Genomic DNA, 18,696 nt, shown 5'->3' with positions numbered 1-18,696 from the left:
GGCACAGCGCCAACGCTTTTTATCATCCCACCCGGACACAACGGAGGTAATTCGTACAACTGCGCACTCCGCGCCTGCCCGCTACGCAGGACTACGTAGCCCGCTACGTAGTTTTACGGATATTTGAGCCAGCATTGACGACTGCTCTCATGCAGCGGCCGCTCTGCACTTGCGAGTTGTGATCGCCCCGGTTGCTCAAACGGCGTCCAACTCGGGAGCGACAAAGGGAGCGACGAGGAATCGGCCCCGGCGTACGGCCGACTTGATGCAAGCTGCCGAACCCCACGCTCCGCACCTAGTCGGTATCGCTACCGAGCCTTGCATGGGCTACGGGGGCAAGTCGCTGGATGAAGCCATTGCCTGCCACAACCGACAAGACGGCAGGAGGTAGTTTGGGGGAAGCGGAAGTAGCGGCGCGTGTTAATCGCGACGAACCGGGCGACCTTGGCCTTGATTAGGACGATAAAAAAGCGTTGGTCGCCGCTCTGGAACCCTTAACTGACCAACGCACTGGTTTTCAATGCCTGCAGTTGATCGCGATACTGAGCGGCTTTCTCGAACTCGAGATTCTTGGCCGCCTGATACATCTGATCCTCCAGGCGATTGATCTCCCGACTCAGTTCTTTTGCCGACAGTGCAGCTGGGTCGGTTTGATACACGGGGCTGGATTCGGCCACCTTGCGTGCACCCCGGCCAGCCTTTTTACCCGGCACCCGTGCACCCTCCATGATGTCAGCGACCGATTTTGTCACCCCTTTGGGGGTAATCCCGTTGGCCTGGTTAAATGCCAATTGCTTATCCCGGCGCCGGTCGGTTTCATCGATCGCCCGTTGCATCGACCCGGTGACCCGGTCACCGTAAAGTATCGCCTTGCCGTTCAGGTTGCGTGCCGCCCGCCCAATGGTCTGGATCAGTGAGCGTTCGGAGCGCAAAAAGCCCTCCTTATCGGCGTCCAGAATCGCCACCAGCGACACCTCGGGCATATCGAGCCCTTCGCGCAGCAGGTTGATGCCCACCAGTACGTCAAACTCTCCGATACGCAGATCCCGGATAATCTCGACCCGCTCCACGGTGTCGATATCCGAGTGCAGATAGCGTACCCGAATACCGTGCTCGTGCAGGTACTCGGTCAGGTCCTCGGCCATCCGCTTGGTCAGCGTTGTCACCAGCACCCGCTCTTTCAGCGCCACCCGCTGGGTGATTTCGGATAACAGATCATCCACCTGGGTGGTGGCTGGCCGCACTTCGATCGCCGGATCGACCAGCCCCGTCGGACGCACAACCTGCTCAACCACCTGCCCCGCGTGCTCGCCCTCGTAAGGGCCGGGTGTGGCCGAGACAAAAATAGCCTGAGGAGCCAGCCGCTCCCACTCTTCAAACCGCAACGGGCGATTATCCAGCGCCGACGGCAGCCGAAAACCATACTCCACCAGAGTTTCTTTGCGTGAACGATCGCCCTTGTACATCGCGCCCAGCTGCGGGATGGTGACATGGGATTCATCAATCACCATCAACGCATTAGCAGGCAGGTAGTCGAACAGGGTCGGCGGCGCTTCGCCCGGGTTGCGACCGGAGAGATAGCGGGAGTAGTTCTCGATGCCGGTGCAGTAACCCAGCTCCAGAATCATCTCCATGTCAAAATTGGTGCGCTGCTCCAACCGCTGCGCCTCCAGCAGCCGATCATGCTCACGCAGATACGCCAGCCGTTCGCGCAACTCCTCACGGATATGGTCCACCGCCTCAAGCAGGGTTTCCCGCGGGGTGACGTAGTGGGACTTGGGGTATACCGTCACTCGTGGCACTTTGCGCAAGGTTTCGCCAGTAAGCGGGTCAAACCAGCTGATCTCCTCGATTTCGTCGTCAAAAAGCTCAACCCGGATCGCGTCCTTATCTGATTCAGCCGGATAAATGTCGATCACGTCACCCCGTGCCCGGTAGGTCCCCCGATGCAACTCGACGTCATTTCGGGTGTACTGCAACTCCGCCAACCGGCGCAGTATCTGGCGTTGATCAATGCGGTCACCGCGATCCAGATGCATCACCATGCGCAGATAGGCACGCGGGTCCCCAAGGCCGTAAATGGAGGAGACGGTAGCGACGATGATGGCGTCCTTCCGCTCCAACAGTGCTTTGGTCGCTGACAGTCGCATCTGTTCAATATGGTCGTTGATGGAGGCGTCTTTCTCGATATAGGTATCCGAGGACGGTACGTAAGCCTCTGGCTGGTAATAGTCGTAGTAGGAGACAAAATACTCGACGCTGTTGTCCGGGAAAAAATCCTTGAACTCACCGTACAGCTGCGCGGCCAGGGTTTTGTTCGGTGCCAACACGATGGTCGGGCGTTGTAGCCGCTCAACCACGTTGGCAATGGTGAAGGTTTTGCCGGAACCGGTCACCCCGAGCAAGGTCTGGGCGGCAAGGCCGGCGTCAATGCCCGCGCTTAACTGCCGTATCGCTTCAGGCTGGTCGCCGGCGGGCTCAAAGCGCGAATTCACCTTAAAATTGTTGGGCATCGACATTCCTGCAACTACCAGAATCCGGTATGATTATAGAGTTTATCTGGCCGCTGGGTACATAGGATACCCCGCCAGGGGGCGACAGATCAGACCACCTATCGACTAAGAGGACAACAGGTTGGACGTTCAACTTTCAGACCGCGTAAATAACATCAAACCCTCACCCACTCTCGCCGTCACCAACCGTGCCGCCGAGCTGCGCGCGGCAGGAAAAGACATTATTGGACTCGGCGCCGGCGAGCCGGACTTCGACACCCCTGAGCACATCAAAGCGGCCGCCATTCAAGCTTTGAATGAAGGCTTCACCAAGTACACGGCAGTGGACGGCACGCCGGCGCTCAAGCACGCCATCATCAACAAACTGGAACGCGATAACGGCCTCAGCTACGCGCCCAACCAGATTCTGGTTTCCTGCGGCGGCAAGCAGAGCTTCTTCAACATGTCATTGGCGCTGATCAATGCTGGTGACGAGGTCATCATTCCCGCACCCTACTGGGTATCCTACCCGGACATGGTGCTGGTAGCCGACGGCGTTCCGGTCATCATCCGCACCACCCAGGAGCAGCGTTTCAAGATCACACCGGAACAACTGGAGATGGCGATCACGCCCAAGACCAAACTGGTGGTGCTGAACAGCCCGTCAAACCCCTCCGGCGTGGCTTACACCCGAGCCGAGCTGGAAGCCCTGGGCGAGGTGCTGAAAAAGCACCCCAACATCCTGATCGCCACCGATGACATGTACGAGCACATCCTGTGGAGCGAGGAGCCGTTCGTTAACATCGTTATGGCCTGCCCGGACCTGTACGACCGCACCGTGGTTCTGAACGGCGTATCCAAGGCCTATTCCATGACCGGCTGGCGCATCGGCTACGCGGCAGGCCCGCAAAAACTGATCGGCGCAATGAAGAAGGTCCAGTCCCAGAGCACCTCCAACCCCACCTCTATCTCCCAGGTGGCGGCACAGGTGGCGCTGGAAGGGTCGCAGGACTGCGTTGCGGAGATGCTGGAAGCGTTCAAACAGCGCCACGACTTCGTCATCAACGCCCTGAACGATATCGAAGGGGTTGAATGCATTCCCGCAGATGGCACCTTCTACGCCTTCCCCAGCTTTCAGAAAGTGATCGACGCCAACGATGCGTTTGAAGACGACATCGCCCTGGCCGAGTTCCTCCTCAACGAAGCCGGTGTTGCACTGGTTCCAGGTTCCGCTTTTGGCGCTCCCGGCCAGATGCGGCTCTCGTTCGCGACCAGCCTCAAGGTACTGGAAGACGCGATTGGGCGCATCAAGCGCGCCATCGAAGGCTGATCAACGATACCGCTAAAAGCCCGCTTCGGCGGGCTTTTTTTTGGGCGCTCTATTTTTCCCACCCGTTTGGTCAACATTACCCTTGACGGAGACTAGACGACCGGTCTAATCTGCGCTTTTGTTCGCGGAGGTCGCCATGGCTCAAGGCAACCAACCCAGTTGCGATACGCGCACCCGGATCATGCAGGCTAGTCTGCGCCTGCTCAATAAGCAGGGCTATCACGCCACCGGGCTCAGCCAGATTCTTGCCGATGCTCAGGTCCCCAAAGGCTCCTTTTATCACTACTTCGACTCCAAGGAGCAGCTGGCAATTGAGCTGATCCAGCATTATCAAAACCTGCTGCTAGAGCGCTGGAGGGCGATGGTTGATCTCAACGGCCCGGATTGTCTGGCGCAGCTCAAACGAGGCCTGCAAAGTATCGTTACCGACTACAACGAACGCCCCAACGAGCAACTCGGTTGCCTGCTGGCCAGCCTCAGCGGCGAGCTTGCATTTGCCAGCCCCTTTCTTCGGGGGGCGGTACAGAATGCCATTGCCGGCATCTGCGACCAGATTGAGCAGGATCTAAGCCACGCGCAACGGCAGGGCCAGGTGCGTGACGACATCGCCGCCTCGACCCTGGCTCAGCTGTTCTGGTGCAGCTGGCAAGGAGCCACCCTGCGGATGAAGATCACCCGCAGTACAGCTCCGCTGCAAGAGGTCGGCGCACTGCTGCTGGACCACCTTTATCGCCCCCTCCCATCTCAGGCTCACTAAAACGGAACTCTTCATGCAGCTAGCCAAACACACCGTCGCAGCACTTTTCACCCTCCTGTTTAGCGCTGCGATCATCGCCGCGGAGACGGATAAACCCAGCGGATTACCCGCTGAAGTGGTCCGGGTTGAGCCACAGAGGTTAGACATCTCGCTGGATGCGGTCGGCACCTTGCTGGCTAACGAAGCCGTCACCCTGCGTCCGGAACGTACCGGACGGGTGCTCGGAATCCATTTTTCCGAAGGTCGGCCGATCAAGCGCGGTCAGAAACTGTTTACGCTGGAATCCTCCACCGAAGTGGCAGCGCTGCGTCAGGTCGAAGCCGGCCGAGACCTCAGCCAGGTGGAATACAACCAAGCCGAACAGCTTTTGCAGCGCAAACTCGGTTCCCGGCACGAACGCGACAAAGCACTGGCCCAACTCAATATCGACGAAGCCCGGGTCAATCTAGCGCGTACCGCACTGGAAAAGATGACCCTTTACGCCCCCTTCGACGGCTACGCCGGCCTTCGTCGGGTTAGCGTCGGCGATTACGTCAGCGATGGTCAGCCGCTGGTGGACCTGGTGGATATCGAACAGCTCAAGCTGGATTTTCAGCTACCGGAAAAACATCTGCCGCTGCTCAGCCCCGGCATGCGTGTATCACTGACCACCGAAGCCCTGCCGGAGGAGCAGTTTGAAGGTAAAATCTACGCCATCGCGCCTCAGATCGACCCCAGAAGCCGCAGCGTATCCCTGCGCGCACTGATCGATAACGGTAACAAACGCTTGCTACCGGGCCTGTTTGCCCGGGTCAACCTGTTGCTCGAAACACGGGATGCAACCCTGATGATTCCGGAACAAGCGATCATTCCGCGTGGTCGCGATTTCTTCGTTTATCGTGTGACGGACAACAAGGTTGAGAACCTGAAGGTTTCACTCGGGGTGCGACGACAGGGATTGGTCGAGGTGGTCGAGGGAATCAATCCAGGCGACGTCATCATTACCGCTGGGCAGATGAAACTTCAGCCCGGCGGTCCGGTAACGCCGGTGTTCCCGGCTGAAGACGGCGCGGAGAAAGCCGAATGATCCTGTCTGATATCAGCATCAAGCGACCGGTGTTCGCCACCGTCATCAACCTACTGGTGGTGCTGGTAGGCGTGGTGGCGTACGACCGCCTGACCATCCGCGAATACCCCAATATTGACGTACCGGTGGTGACGGTGGAAACCCGCTATCCCGGTGCCAATGCAACCATTATCGAAACCCAGGTAACCGACATCCTTGAAGAGTCCCTGGCGGGGATTGAAGGTGTCGATTTCATGACCTCCTCAAGTCGCTCGGAACTCAGTCAGATCACTGTGACTTTTAAGCTTGAGCGGGACGCGGACGCCGCCGCCAGCGACGTGCGCGACCGCGTTGGAAGGGTTCGCGGGCAGCTACCTGACGACACAGACGAACCAGTGGTCGCCAAAGTCGAGGCCGATGCCCAGCCGATTATCTGGTTGGCGTTTTCCAGCGACCGCCACGACGCACTGGAGGTGACCGACATCGCCGATCGGCGGGTAAAAGATCCGCTGCAGGTGATCCCCGGGGTGGCCAATGTGCGGATATTTGGTGAGCGCCGCTACTCCATGCGGGTATGGCTGGACCGGATAAAAATGGCAGCGCACGACATCACCGTACAGGAGGTGGAAGCGGCTCTGCGGGCGCAAAACCTTGAAGTGCCCGCCGGCCGTATTGAAAGCGTGGAACGCGAGTTCGGCATTCTGTCGGAAACCGACCTGCGCACACCGGAGCAGTTCGCCGACATCATCCTGCGGAACGAAAACAACTACTCGATCCGCCTTGGCGACGTCGCCCGGATTGAGCTCGGACCGGAAGACACCCGCCGCATCTCCCGTTTCAAGGGACGTAACGCCGTGGCACTGGGGGTAGTCAAGCAGTCCACCGCCAATCCGCTGGACGTCTCCGCGGGCATCCGTGCCGAGCTACCCCGCATTCAGGAACTGCTGCCAGAGGGCATGGAGGTGCAGGTCGCCTACGATTCCTCAATCTTCATTCAGGAGTCGATCAACGCCGTCTACAAGACCCTGATCGAGGCAACCGCGCTGGTGGTGCTGGTTATCTTTCTTTTTCTGCGCAACTTGCGCGCCACCCTGATCCCCCTGGTGACCATTCCGGTGTCGCTGATCGGCGCGTTTGCGCTGATGGAGCTCTGGGGCTTCAGTATCAATACACTGACCCTGCTGGCGATGGTGCTGGCTATAGGCCTGGTAGTGGACGACGCGATCGTGATGCTGGAAAACATCTTTCGCCACGTCGAAAACGGCGTCAAGCCGATCCAGGCCGCTTTCCGCGGGAGTAAAGAGATCGCGTTTGCCGTCATCGCCTCGACCCTGACCCTGGTTGCGGTGTTCGCTCCGGTTGCCTTTACCCCGGGACGAACCGGCAAGCTGTTTACCGAGTTCGCACTGACGTTGGCAGCCGCGGTCGTCGTGTCCGGCTTCATTGCACTATCGCTGTCGCCGATGATGTGCTCCCGGCTACTCCATCACGAAACCCGCCACAGCCGGATCTACAACCTGTTTGAGAATGGCCTCAACGCCATTACTCGCGGCTACCAAGCGCTGCTCAAACTCGCATTACGCGGCCGTTGGCTGGTGGGGGTGATGGCCGCCCTCACCTTTTACGGCAGCTGGCAACTCTACCAAACCCTGCCGCGAGAGCTGGCACCAACCGAGGACCGAGGCACCATCATCGCGTTCTCGATGGCTCCTGACGGCGCCTCGGTGGGTTATCTGGATCGTTATGCCCGCCAGGTTGAAAGGATTCTCGCCAAGGTCCCCGAGGGCGACCGTTATTTCATGATCGTCGGCTTCCCGACGGCCACCCAGTCGATCGGGTTTCTTGGCCTTAAACCCTGGGAGCAACGCGAGCGGACCCAGCAGCAGATCACCCAAAGTCTGATGCCACAGATGTTTGGCGGCATCATCGGCACTATGAGCTTCCCCCTCAACCCGCCCTCCCTCGGCCAGAGTATCGCCTCACGCCAGGTGCAGTTCGTTATCCAGACCAGCGGCACCCATGCTGATCTGGAAGGTGTGACCCAGCAGGTGATGGGCAAGATCTATCAAAATCCGGGTTTTGTGCAACCCGACAACGATCTCAAGCTCAATAAACCCGAGCTGCGGATAACGATGAGTCGTGACAAAATCGCCGATGTAGGCAGCTCGGTCGACACCATCGGTCGCACCTTCGAAACGCTGATGGCCGGTCGCGAAGTCACCCGTTTCAAGCGCGAGGGTGAGCAGTACGATGTGATTGTGCAGGTTGAACCCACCGATCGCAGCACGCCGAGCGACCTCAGTAATCTTTATATACGTGGCAGCGATGGCAGCGCCATCCAGCTCGATAACCTGATTCAGATCGAAGAGAGCGTCGCACCGCGCGAGCTAAATCACTTTAACAAATTGAAATCGGTCACCATTCAAGCCTCTCTTGCGCCCGGCTACAGTCTGGACCAGGCATTGGCGTTCCTTGAGCAAGCGGTGGCGGAAGCCGACGCCTCACTGCAGATAGACTATGCCGGTGAGTCGAGGGAGTTCAAAGAATCCAGCAGTAGCCTTGAGACCACCTTCCTGATGGCGCTCGCCTTTATCTATCTGGTGCTGGCAGCCCAGTTCGAAAGCTTTCGGGCCCCTATCATCATCTTGCTGTCGGTACCGCCGGCGCTGCTGGGAGCGCTGGCGGCGCTGCATCTGACCGGGGCATCTCTCAGCGTCTATAGCCAGATCGGCCTGATCACATTGATGGGGCTGATCAGCAAACACGGCATTCTGATCGTCGAATTCGCCAATCAGCTGCAACAACGGGGCAAGAACCGCCTAGACGCTCTGGTTGAAGCCGCGACGCTGCGCCTGCGCCCGATTTTGATGACTACCGGTGCCACCGTGCTGGGAGTGTTACCACTCGCCATCGCCAGCGGTGCCGGCGCTGAAAGCCGTCAACAGATAGGCTGGGTCATCGTCGGCGGGATGACGTTCGGCACCCTGCTAACGCTGTTGGTAGTCCCAGTGGTCTATAGCCTGCTGGGTGCCAAAGTCGCGCCAGAGCCGGTCGATGAAGACCGCCAGCCGCAAACGGCTGTTTTATAAATCACCGCCCTCGAGGGCCTCACCCGGTGGGCGCCCTTGGCAGTTAGCCCGATGCAAACTATAACTAAAGTATTAGGCGCTGCGGTCGCTTAATCTTATGACAATGATAACGACGTGCATCAAGGGGGCTTTATGCAGGGTTACAATCAGGAAGAGACTGACGAGGACACCATTTACGTGCTCTCCAACAACTAATAAAAAAGGCGCCTGGAGCGCCTTTTTTGTGCCTTGGTATTCAGCGGTCGATCAATGCAGCGTCACACCAATAAGACGCACCTTGCCACGCTCGTTGTCGAAGGTTGCCCGCAGCTGCCTTAGCGGCATCAGGCCAAAATCAACCGGATCAGCGGGCTTGTCGTACCAACTGAGGGTAGACACGCGGGTCATCAGATCAAACTCCCCCAGCAAGGCATCCAGCAAAATCATGACGGCCTCAACCGCAGGATCCTCTTCCACGTCGACAACCCGCTCGACGTAAATATTGAGGTGGAATTCACCCTGAGTAATCCGATAACTGAACCAGAAATCATCAAGGCCATATTCGTCGTCACCCAGGCGCACGCTTTCCGGCAGCGGATCCTGGCGACCGTTGAACGCGACGACCTGCACCCCATCAATCATTGGCGCCGCGTCAACCAGGCTCAACACCGACGCGATGGACTGGGCGTAACCATCACAGCCAAAAATCATCTCTATCCGCTGTGAATGCTCGTCGCGCTCAAAGTGAAAGGTCAGGTTCTGGTCGATCACCTTGAGGCTCTCCTCGTAATGCTGCAACAGCATCCGCGCCTGACCCTCGTCGGTTTCTTCCATCAAGGTATCGATGGTGTCGACAACCTCGCACCAGAACAGCGTGATCTTTTCGAAATTCGGAATCATGAAACCCATCAGGTGCGCGGTACCACGACTCCGGTCTGCCCCATGTACTTGCCGGCCCGGTCGGCGTAGGAGGTTTCGCACACCTCGTCGGCGCCGATAAACAGCATCTGCGCCACGCCTTCATTGGCATAAATCTTGGCGGGCAGCGGCGTCGTATTGGAGAATTCCAGTGTCACGTGGCCTTCCCACTCCGGCTCCAGCGGGGTCACGTTGACGATGATGCCGCAGCGGGCATACGTGCTCTTGCCCAGACAGATCACCAGCACATCACGCGGGATCTTGAAGTACTCCACCGTGCGCGCCAGGGCGAAGGAGTTGGGCGGGATAATACAGACATCAGATTGCACATCGACAAAACTCTGATGGTCGAAATCCTTGGGATCGACCATCGACGAGTTGATGTTGGTGAAAATCTTGAATTCGTTAGCGCAACACACGTCGTAACCGTAGCTCGAGGTGCCATAGGAGACGATCTTCTCGTCACCTTTACGCCGCACCTGACCCGGTTCGAAGGGAGATATCATCCCATGCTGCTCCGCCATACGGCGGATCCAAGTATCCGATTTAATGCCCATAGTCCGCTCTAAACGACCCCTGTCTGGTCAAATCAAAATTGCGCCATCATACCGGTTTTGCGGCCAGAAATCTGCCTTTTTGCGCAGCCGCAGCACGCCCGGCACAAACGGGGCAGTTAGTCGTTCTGCACCACAATTTCCGGGAACACATTGGCGTAGTTTTTACCCCGCGCCGCTAACAACGCGGCGATTCGCAGTGCGATATCGCGATAGTGACAGGCCGCCTCGCTGGCAGGGTCCGCGGCTACGATGGGGGCGCCTGAATCCGACTGCTGACGGATGGCCAGCGCCAGCGGCAACTGCCCCAACAGCTCGGCGTCGTAAGCCTCGGCGATTTTCTGACCGCCACCCTCGCCAAAGATGGGCTCGGCGTGGCCACACTGACTACAAACATGCAGGCTCATGTTTTCCACGACACCCAACACAGGGATCTCGACCTTGCGGAACATCTCGATACCCTTGCGCGCATCGAGCAACGCAATGTCCTGTGGCGTGGTGACGATTACCGCCCCGGTCACCGGCACTTTCTGCGACAAGGTCAGTTGAATATCGCCGGTTCCCGGAGGCATGTCGACAAACAGATAGTCCAGATCATCCCAGCCGGTCTGGGTTAGCAATTGCTGCAGCGCGCCACTGACCATCGGCCCACGCCACACCATCGGCTGGTTGTCGTCGATAAGAAAGCTCATCGACATCGCCTGCACGCCGTAGGCACTGATCGGCCGCATCATGCTGCCTTCGGTAACCGGGCGCTGGCCCTGGCCAATACCCAGCATCAAACCCTGGCTGGGCCCATAGATATCCGCATCCAGCACCCCCACACGGGCACCTTCCGCCGCCAACGCCAACGCCAGATTAACGGTGGTGGTAGATTTACCCACCCCACCCTTGCCCGAGGCCACAGCCACAATGTTGCGCACGTTCTCCATGCTTTTCATGTTGTTCTGGGTTTTGTGGGCAATAATCTTGCTGCTGAGCTGCCACTGCACCGCGCTGACGCCGTCCAGCTCCAGCAGTTTGGGCTCCAGATTTTCGCGCAGCCACGCCCCCAGCGTGAGTGACGGCAGCGCCAGCTGAACCGTCAACACCAGCGTCCCCCCCTGCATCTCGATACCCTTTACCGCCTTGGCCTCAACCAGAGTCTGATCGATATAGGGTAAAGGGGTGTCGCCCAGCAGGGCTTCGACGGCAACGCGTTGTGTATCTGTCATTGATCGGTTCCTGTATTCAACGAGTGATAGCTGCTGTTATAAGTGCTTGCCACGCAAAAACCAACCCTTTCGCTGGGTTTATTTGCGCACCAACCATACGCCGCACTCTTTATGCGCGGTATAGGGAAACTGGTCGAACAGCGCCAGACGCTCAACCCGGTGGGTTTGGCACAAAGTGCCCAGATTGCCGGCCAGAGTCTCAGGATTGCATGAGATGTACAGAATGCGCTCAAATCGCTGCACCAGCGCCTCGGTTCCGGGATCAAGCCCGGCACGCGGCGGATCCACCAGCACGGTCCCAAAGTCATAGTCGTCCAGATCGATATGGCGTAGCCGGCGAAACTCACGCTCGCGGTTCATCGCCTGAGTAAACTCCTCGCTCGACAGCCGCGCGATGGCCACATTGGTCACTTGATTGAGTTCAAGATTAAACAGCGCCGAGTTAACCGAACTTTTGCTGATTTCGGTCGCCAGGACACGGTCAAACAGGTCACTGAGGGCAACGGTGAAGTTGCCGTTGCCACAATAAAGCTCCAACAGATCACGGCCGACTCCCGCCACCGCCGCGCGCGCCCACGACAGCATCGCCATGCTGATACTGGCATTGGGCTGGGTGAAGCTGTTTTCCACTTGCTGGTAGCGCAGCTCCCGTCCGGCAATCGGCAGCCGCTCCTCGACCCAGTCCCGCGCCAGCACAATCTTGCTCTTGCGGCTGCGACCGATGATTTCCAGGCCCAGCGAACGCTGCAGATCCCGGGCGGCCTGCTCCCACGCCGCATCGAGTGGGCGATGGTAGATCAAGGTGACCAGAAGCTCTCCAGTGGTAGTACTGAGGAAATCGATCTGGAACAGTCGCCGCCGCAACAGCTCATCGGCACGAATCGCATCGAGCAAAGGAAACATGCAATCTTCAATCGTTGACGAGACCATCCGGCACTGGTCGATACGGACCGGCGCCCGCTTGTCGCCCGGCTCAAACATGGCATAAAACAGATCATCGCCTTCATGCCAGATGCGGAACTCTGCGCGCATCCGATAGTGCTCGGCTGGCGAGGCAAAAACTTCGGGCTCTGGGGCATTAAAGGGTGCCATAAGGGTTCGCAACTCTGCCGCCTTGGCATCCAGCTGCTGTTGATACTGCTCGGGAAAGACCTGACCTAAACTCATACCTGAACCGCCACCCCTGAAAAAAGCGGCCAGTTTAACAGCGCCGGGAGCAGGGCGCGACGCCCACCGGCTTTGTTCGCCGCAGCAAAAACGCTACAATCAGCGCCCGGTTACGCGCACCTGCCCGGTGCGTTCATGCATCAAGCCACGCTAAAGCGGAATACCTGAACATGTCGTCAACGCCTCGCAAGATTCTCGTTACCAGCGCACTCCCTTACGCCAACGGCTCTATTCATCTGGGTCACATGCTGGAATATATCCAGACCGACATCTGGGTGCGTTTCCAGAAGCTGCGCGGACACCAGTGCACCTATGTCTGCGCGGACGACGCCCACGGCACCGCAATCATGCTCAAGGCAGAACAGCAGGAAATCACACCGGAAGCATTGATTGCCGCGGTGAGCGAGGAGCATCAAACCGATTTCGGTCGTTTCAGCATCGGCTTTGACAACTACTACTCCACTCATTCACCGGAAAACCGCGAGCTGGCGGAGCTGATCTACACCCGCTGCAAAGAAGCCGGCCACATCGCCCAACGGACCATCACTCAGGCCTACGACCCTGAAAAAGAGCTGTTTCTGGCCGACCGTTTTATCAAGGGAACCTGCCCCAAGTGCAAAGCCGACGACCAGTACGGCGACAACTGCGAAGCCTGCGGCGCCACCTATTCGCCTGCCGATCTGATCAATCCGCGCTCGGCCATCTCCGGCGCTACACCGGTCAACCGGGACTCCACCCACTTTTTCTTTAAGCTGCCAGATTTCACCGCGATGCTGAAAGAGTGGACCCGCAGCGGCACCCTGCAGGACGAGATCGCCAACAAACTGTCCGAATGGCTCGACGGTGGCCTTCACGAATGGGATATCAGTCGTGATGCGCCCTATTTCGGATTTGAGATCCCCGGCGAACCCGGCAAATATTTTTACGTCTGGCTCGACGCTCCCATAGGCTACATGGCCAGTTTTAAAAACCTCTGTGCCCGCAACGCGGAGCTCGACTTCGACCAATACTGGCAACAGGGCTCCGATGCTGAGCTGTATCACTTTATCGGCAAGGACATTATCAATTTCCATGCCCTGTTCTGGCCAGCCATGCTGAGCTGCGCAGGTTTTCGCACACCCACTGCGGTTCACGCCCACGGTTTCCTGACCGTCAACGGCACCAAGATGTCCAAGTCCCGCGGCACTTTTATCAAGGCAAGCACTTATCTCGAGCATCTCGACCCCGACTACCTGCGCTATTACTTTGCTGCCAAACTCAACAGCCGCGTCGAAGACCTCGACCTAAATCTTGACGACTTTGTCCAGCGGGTAAACGCGGATCTGGTCGGCAAGGTGGTCAATATCGCCAGTCGCAGCGCCGGTTTTATCACCAAAAAGTTTGATGGAGTGCTGGCCGCTGAAATCAGCGAGCCCGAGCTGATCGGGCGCTTCACGACAGCCTCAACGGAAATTGCCGCCTGCTTCGAGCAGCGCGAATTTGGCCGCGCCATCAAGCTGGTGATGCGCCTCGCCGACGAGGCTAATGAGTACATTCACGCAAAAGAGCCCTGGGTGCTGGCCAAGCAAGAAGGCAAAGAGCGCGAGGTTCAAGCGATCTGCTCCACCGGTATCAACCTGTTCCGTATTTTGATGATCTATCTGAAGCCGGTTCTGCCGGCCATGACCGAGCGTGCCGAAGCCTTTCTTCAGGAAACGCTCGATTGGGCCTCACTGGCGAACTACCGCTGCGGTAACCAGATTGCCAAGTTCAAGCCACTACTGACCCGGGTTGAGCAAGACAAGGTGACGGCAATGATCGAAGCCTCAAAAGAGGTCCTGGCGGCCGAATCGACGAAACCGGCCGAGCCGGCTCCAGCCGATCCCATCGCTGACACCATCAACTATGACGAGTTCGCCAAGGTTGACCTGCGCATCGCGCGCATCGTCAAAGCCGACCACGTCAAAGGGGCGGACAAGTTGTTGCAACTCACCCTGGATATCGGCACCGGGCAACCCCGCACTGTGTTCGCCGGCATCAAAAGCGCCTACGCGCCGGAACAACTGGAAGGTAAGCTGACCGTAATGGTCGCTAACCTGGCACCGCGCAAGATGAAGTTCGGGCTCTCGGAGGGGATGGTTCTCGCTGCCGGCCCCGGGGGCGATGAGCTTTGGATACTGGAACCCCACGCTGGCGCCCAGCCCGGCATGCGCGTCATGTGACAAAGCCACACAGTAACAAGGGGGATAGGCACTCCCCCTTTAATTTGCGATAATCGCGCATTCACCCAAGGACGAGTGATATGCAGTTCACGACACCCCGCCAGAACCCGCAGAACCCGGATAGATCAGCGCTGATGACCGCGGCTGCGCTGATCGTTTTCGGCTCCGTTATCGTGTTCATGGTTGGCTTTCTACCGGCAGATAGCATCCACAGCATTGCCCATGACGTTCGCCACCTGACAGGCTTCCCGTGTCACTGAGCCTGCCCTTGCGGCTGGCCCTGGCCGCCACTGCTGCCGGCAGCGCCGCTGGCCTCTTTTTTAGTGGCGTGCAGAGTATTGACTCGTTACCCTTGCTGATGAGCGCGGAACACTTCGACCTCTACGCCCACAACCACTCGGGAGCGACATTGAGTCCTCGCGGGCACCTGCATGATTCGGCCGCGCACCCACCCGCAGATCTGATGCTCAGAACCCTGTTCCGGTTTGTGAGTGACGCAGTTATCGGCATCGGCTTTGCCATGATTTTGTGCGCGGCTATCTTCCTCCATAACCATCATACGCACCATCCCACCGCGAGCGCGCCCATGGGCATTATCTGGGGTCTGGCCGGCTATCTGACGTTCTATCTCGCCCCCGCCCTGATTTACCCGCCACGCACACCGGCTACCGACCTGCTCACCAGCCATCACGATATATCGGTTTGGAAACATCAACTGACCTGGCTGTGCGCAGCCCTATCCACCGGAGTGGGGCTGGCACTAATTGCCTACGGGGATAAAACGAAAAAGCTGACGGGGGGCCTGCTGCTGTTGGCGCTGCCCGTTCTGGTTTCTTTCAACAGCGACCCTTTGCACACCATGCTGGACCAGCACCGTGTCACCCGCCTGATCGAGGTAACCGAACAGCACTATCGCTACTCGGCCCACCTCAGCAACCTGCTGTTTTGGCTGGCGCTGGGCGTTCTATCCGCTTATACCACCGGGCGCGCCGTTTCAGATCACCCCACCACTGAGCCAGAACCAGAACCCTAGCCCCGCCACCGGCTGCAACCAGAGCAGCAGCGCAACCCAGCGATAGTTGCGAGCAACTCGCAGCGCTGCCTCACCAGCGACCATCCGGGTCCTGAACGCCACGGGCAGTGCTGCAGGAGGACTCTGACGCTCGTGCGCTATCCGTAAGGAAACCAGATATAAATAGCTGCCAATCACCGCAGAAACGGCACCGCTTAGCACCACCAGCCACAGAAGCAGCCGATTGCCCATCCGAATAGCCACGTCAGGATAACGGTCAGCCACGGTGTTAATTTCCACAATGATCTGCTGTATCACTCCCTGAAGCACAAAAAACAGCCCAACCGAACCGACAAGAAGAAGGACCAGCGCAACGCGAACTGCGCTCGAGCCCTCGCGAATCTGACTGTCAGAGACCATTACCCCTCCCGTGCGTTTATCCGCTCGCTCCATTACCGCGACCCCAGATCGCAATTGTACTTAATAATTAGCCAAACTAAGCCAAAGCGCTTGAACCCGCGCAATAATTTTGTTGCTATGCTAAACCATGATCGCATCAACAGAGCCTACAGGCGCCATTGGGAGAAGGTCAAAATGAAAGGAACGATCAAGGAGTGGCTCGTAAAGGGCATCATCATCGGCACCAGTGCCGGATTGATTGGCTGTTCGGGCCTTGGATCAAATAATCACCCCCCTCTTCCTTCCTCGACATTAAAAGAGCCGGTTACCACCGACCCGGCCAAATATAACTACTTGGTAGGCCCCGGTGATGAGCTGAATATTTTTGTCTGGGGCAATCCAGAGGTATCAGAAACAGTTACCGTGCGCCCAGATGGCAAGGTCACTACCCCACTGGTTGAAGACGTCACCGTCAGTGGCCTGACACCCACCCAGGTAGCGAGAAAGATCGAAGAGAAGCTTAGCGTTTACATCAAAGAGCCGATCGTCACCGTGATTACCGATGGTTTTAGCGGCCCCTACTCGGAGCAGGTGAGGATCATTGGCGAAGCCAGCGAACCCCAAGCGCTGCCCTACCAAGAGGATATGAGCCTGCTTGACGTGCTGATCGCCGTAGGCGGCTTGACCGAGTTTGCTGACGGCAACAACGCCACACTGATTCGCATCGTTGATGGCGTCCAGCAGCCGTATTCTGTTCGCCTGGACGATTTGATCACCGATGGCGACATCTCCGCTAACGCCGACATCCTCCCGGGAGACATCCTGATCATTCCTGAAGCCTGGTTTTAAGTCGTAGTACAGGGGTCGTATAGAGCATGCAGGAAGCAATTGATCTAGTCGTCAATTATCTCAAGGGTATTTGGGTTAAGCGCTGGATACTGGTGGTTATGGCATGGCTGGTCTGCCTGGCAGGCTGGCCTTTTGTGCTTAAAATGCCGGATCAGTACCAGTCTGAAGCCAAGGTGTACGTCGATACAGACTCACTACTCGCACCACTGCTGCGCGGTCTCACCATTCAGACCAATCCGCAGCAGCAAGTACAACTGATGGTCAAAACTCTGTTTACGCGCCCCAATCTTGAAAAGATTGCCCGCCTGGCAGACCTCGACCTCCAGGCAAAGACGCCCGATGAGTTCAACGCGGTCATAGATAGCCTGAAATCTGACCTCAAACTCAGCACCGCAGGGCGCAGCAACATCTATGCGATTCAGTACAGCCACAAGTCTGCGGAGAAAGCACGTGATGTCGTCCAGGCAACACTCACCTCTCTGGTAGAAAACACCTTGGGAGACAAGCGTGAAGATACCAATATCGCGTCCAGCTTTATTGATCGTCAGATCGCCGAGTATGAGCAGCGCCTTAACGAAACAGACAACGCCCTTAAAGAGTTCAAACAGCGCAACTACGATGTCATGGGCAGCAGCGGTGATTTTTACAGTCGTCTGGAACAACTCAAGGGTAGTATCCGGGGCATAACCCTTGAGCTCAAAGAGGCAGAAGCCCGACGCGACTCCCTGCAACGGCAACTAGAAGGCGAGGTTCCCACCTTTGGACTCGTTGAAGAAAGCTACTCAGGGCAACAGTTCGACATAGGAACTAGCTACGATAATCGCATCGCCACGCTGGAGAACAAACTAGATGAGCTTCGCCTTCGCTATACCGACATCCATCCAGATATCAAGGAAACTCAACGCGTTTTAGCGGACCTGCAAAACAAGCAGCAGCAAGAGATACGCGACCGACGCAAAGCGATGGAAACGGTTGAAGCGCGCCGCCGCAGCGTCGATGAAAATCCCGTATACCAGGAACTTAAGCTGTCCCTGAGCCGCGAAGAGAGCACGGTGCAGTCGTTGCGCGTCAGGCTAGACGACCAGCAACAGCGTTTTGAGTCCCTGCAACTCAAGGTTAATACCATTCCCGAAATAGAAGCGGAATACCAAGCACTGCAGCGTGGCTACAACGTCACCCAGCAAAAATATAATGAGCTGCTTTCCCGACGCGAATCTGCGCACTTATCCCAGCAGGCAGAGGTCAGCGCCGATAGCTTTCAGTTCCGGGTGATCGACCCGCCGCGCGTACCAACAACGCCGGTCGGCCCGAAGCGCCCTCTGTTTTTGACAGCGGTACTGGTGCTTGGGCTCGGCGCAGGGGTCGCGCTTGCATTTGTCGCCTCTCAGGTAAGACCGGTGTTTTTCAGCTCGCGCCAGCTCAGTAGCGTCACCGGATTCCCCGTACTCGGAGCTGTCAGCGTGGTTCAGGAACTGCGCGACAGAAATGTGCGCAAACGCACCCACTGGTATTTCGCCCTGACCCTGTTGTTGTTGATGATCTATGCCGCTTTGATGGTGCTGCAACTGTTCCCTGCGCTGAACAATAGTTTGATAGAGAGACTGCCTGATATTCCTCAGATGATCGATCAACTGCTGCCAAAACTGAAAGCTGTTGCCCATAAACTCACTAGCGTAATCCAGGGATAGGT

General features: G+C 57.6%; 15 protein-coding genes. 9 read left to right on the top strand and 6 right to left on the bottom strand.

From position 1 onward, the window contains the following. Positions 1 to 494: 494 nt before the first annotated feature. Positions 495 to 2,513, bottom strand: coding sequence for an excinuclease ABC subunit UvrB (uvrB, locus tag JJQ76_RS02410; RefSeq protein ID WP_210395025.1), 2,019 nt, complete (start codon positions 2,511 to 2,513; stop codon positions 495 to 497). Positions 2,514 to 2,634: 121 nt separating this feature from the next. On the opposite strand from uvrB, the gene JJQ76_RS02405 reads away from it, so the two are divergent. The 4 genes from JJQ76_RS02405 (at position 2,635) to JJQ76_RS02390 (ending at position 8,713) form a co-directional block, all read left to right on the top strand. Beyond that, positions 2,635 to 3,822: a pyridoxal phosphate-dependent aminotransferase gene (locus JJQ76_RS02405; RefSeq protein WP_210395024.1), complete on the top strand. Its 1,188-nt coding sequence runs from the start codon at positions 2,635 to 2,637 to the stop codon at positions 3,820 to 3,822. Positions 3,823 to 3,958: 136 nt separating this feature from the next. Then, on the top strand, positions 3,959 to 4,579 hold the full coding sequence (locus JJQ76_RS02400) for a TetR/AcrR family transcriptional regulator (RefSeq protein WP_210395023.1): 621 nt from the start codon (positions 3,959 to 3,961) through the stop codon (positions 4,577 to 4,579). A 13-nt stretch (positions 4,580 to 4,592) separates the two neighbouring features. Beyond that, positions 4,593 to 5,645, top strand: coding sequence for an efflux RND transporter periplasmic adaptor subunit (locus tag JJQ76_RS02395; RefSeq protein ID WP_210395022.1), 1,053 nt, complete (start codon positions 4,593 to 4,595; stop codon positions 5,643 to 5,645). Continuing rightward, positions 5,642 to 8,713 (top strand): efflux RND transporter permease subunit, encoded by a 3,072-nt coding sequence (locus JJQ76_RS02390; protein WP_210395021.1) that lies wholly within the window; start codon positions 5,642 to 5,644, stop codon positions 8,711 to 8,713. Before JJQ76_RS02395 ends, JJQ76_RS02390 begins: the two co-directional genes overlap by 4 nt. Before the next feature lie 246 nt (positions 8,714 to 8,959). Here the strand turns inward: JJQ76_RS02390 and JJQ76_RS02385 are convergent, their stop codons facing one another. The 4 genes from JJQ76_RS02385 to trmA all read right to left on the bottom strand — a co-directional run bounded on the left by JJQ76_RS02385 (position 8,960) and on the right by trmA (position 12,545). Then, on the bottom strand, positions 8,960 to 9,592 hold the full coding sequence (locus JJQ76_RS02385) for a hypothetical protein (RefSeq protein ID WP_210395020.1): 633 nt from the start codon (positions 9,590 to 9,592) through the stop codon (positions 8,960 to 8,962). A gap of 8 nt (positions 9,593 to 9,600) precedes the next feature. After that, positions 9,601 to 10,167, bottom strand: coding sequence for a dCTP deaminase (gene dcd / locus JJQ76_RS02380; protein ID WP_210395019.1), 567 nt, complete (start codon positions 10,165 to 10,167; stop codon positions 9,601 to 9,603). A gap of 116 nt (positions 10,168 to 10,283) precedes the next feature. Further along, positions 10,284 to 11,378 (bottom strand): iron-sulfur cluster carrier protein ApbC, encoded by a 1,095-nt coding sequence (gene apbC, locus JJQ76_RS02375; RefSeq protein WP_210395018.1) that lies wholly within the window; start codon positions 11,376 to 11,378, stop codon positions 10,284 to 10,286. Positions 11,379 to 11,456: 78 nt separating this feature from the next. Next, a complete protein-coding gene (gene trmA / locus JJQ76_RS02370) occupies positions 11,457 to 12,545 on the bottom strand; it encodes a tRNA (uridine(54)-C5)-methyltransferase TrmA (RefSeq protein ID WP_210395017.1) in 1,089 nt (362 codons plus the stop codon). A 170-nt stretch (positions 12,546 to 12,715) separates the two neighbouring features. On the opposite strand from trmA, the gene metG reads away from it, so the two are divergent. The 3 genes from metG (at position 12,716) to JJQ76_RS02355 (ending at position 15,779) form a co-directional block, all read left to right on the top strand. Then, positions 12,716 to 14,746 carry a methionine--tRNA ligase gene (gene metG / locus JJQ76_RS02365; RefSeq protein WP_210395016.1) on the top strand — a complete coding sequence of 677 codons (2,031 nt, stop codon included), beginning with the start codon at positions 12,716 to 12,718 and terminating at the stop codon, positions 14,744 to 14,746. An 80-nt stretch (positions 14,747 to 14,826) separates the two neighbouring features. Next, entirely contained in the window at positions 14,827 to 15,006 is a 180-nt protein-coding gene (locus JJQ76_RS02360; protein WP_210395015.1) for a CbtB domain-containing protein, read from the top strand. Further along, a complete protein-coding gene (locus tag JJQ76_RS02355) occupies positions 14,997 to 15,779 on the top strand; it encodes a CbtA family protein (protein ID WP_210395014.1) in 783 nt (260 codons plus the stop codon). The genes JJQ76_RS02360 and JJQ76_RS02355 overlap by 10 nt, the downstream gene beginning before the upstream one ends. Here the strand turns inward: JJQ76_RS02355 and JJQ76_RS02350 are convergent. Next, complete coding sequence (locus tag JJQ76_RS02350) at positions 15,741 to 16,058, bottom strand: hypothetical protein (RefSeq protein WP_210395013.1); 318 nt, start codon at positions 16,056 to 16,058, stop codon at positions 15,741 to 15,743. The genes JJQ76_RS02355 and JJQ76_RS02350 overlap by 39 nt on opposite strands. Positions 16,059 to 16,352: 294 nt before the next feature. On the opposite strand from JJQ76_RS02350, the gene JJQ76_RS02345 reads away from it, so the two are divergent. Further along, positions 16,353 to 17,006 carry an XrtA/PEP-CTERM system exopolysaccharide export protein gene (locus tag JJQ76_RS02345; RefSeq protein WP_210395012.1) on the top strand — a complete coding sequence of 218 codons (654 nt, stop codon included), beginning with the start codon at positions 16,353 to 16,355 and terminating at the stop codon, positions 17,004 to 17,006. Between the two features lie 26 nt (positions 17,007 to 17,032). After that, positions 17,033 to 18,694 carry an XrtA system polysaccharide chain length determinant gene (locus JJQ76_RS02340; RefSeq protein WP_210395011.1) on the top strand — a complete coding sequence of 554 codons (1,662 nt, stop codon included), beginning with the start codon at positions 17,033 to 17,035 and terminating at the stop codon, positions 18,692 to 18,694. Positions 18,695 to 18,696: the final 2 nt, after the last annotated feature.

This window comes from Motiliproteus sediminis, from assembly GCF_017912535.1.
Classification (GTDB): domain Bacteria; phylum Pseudomonadota; class Gammaproteobacteria; order Pseudomonadales; family Balneatricaceae; genus Motiliproteus; species Motiliproteus sediminis.
Note: the sequence above shows the minus strand (reverse complement) of the source record. Positions and strands in the feature narration are given on the sequence as shown.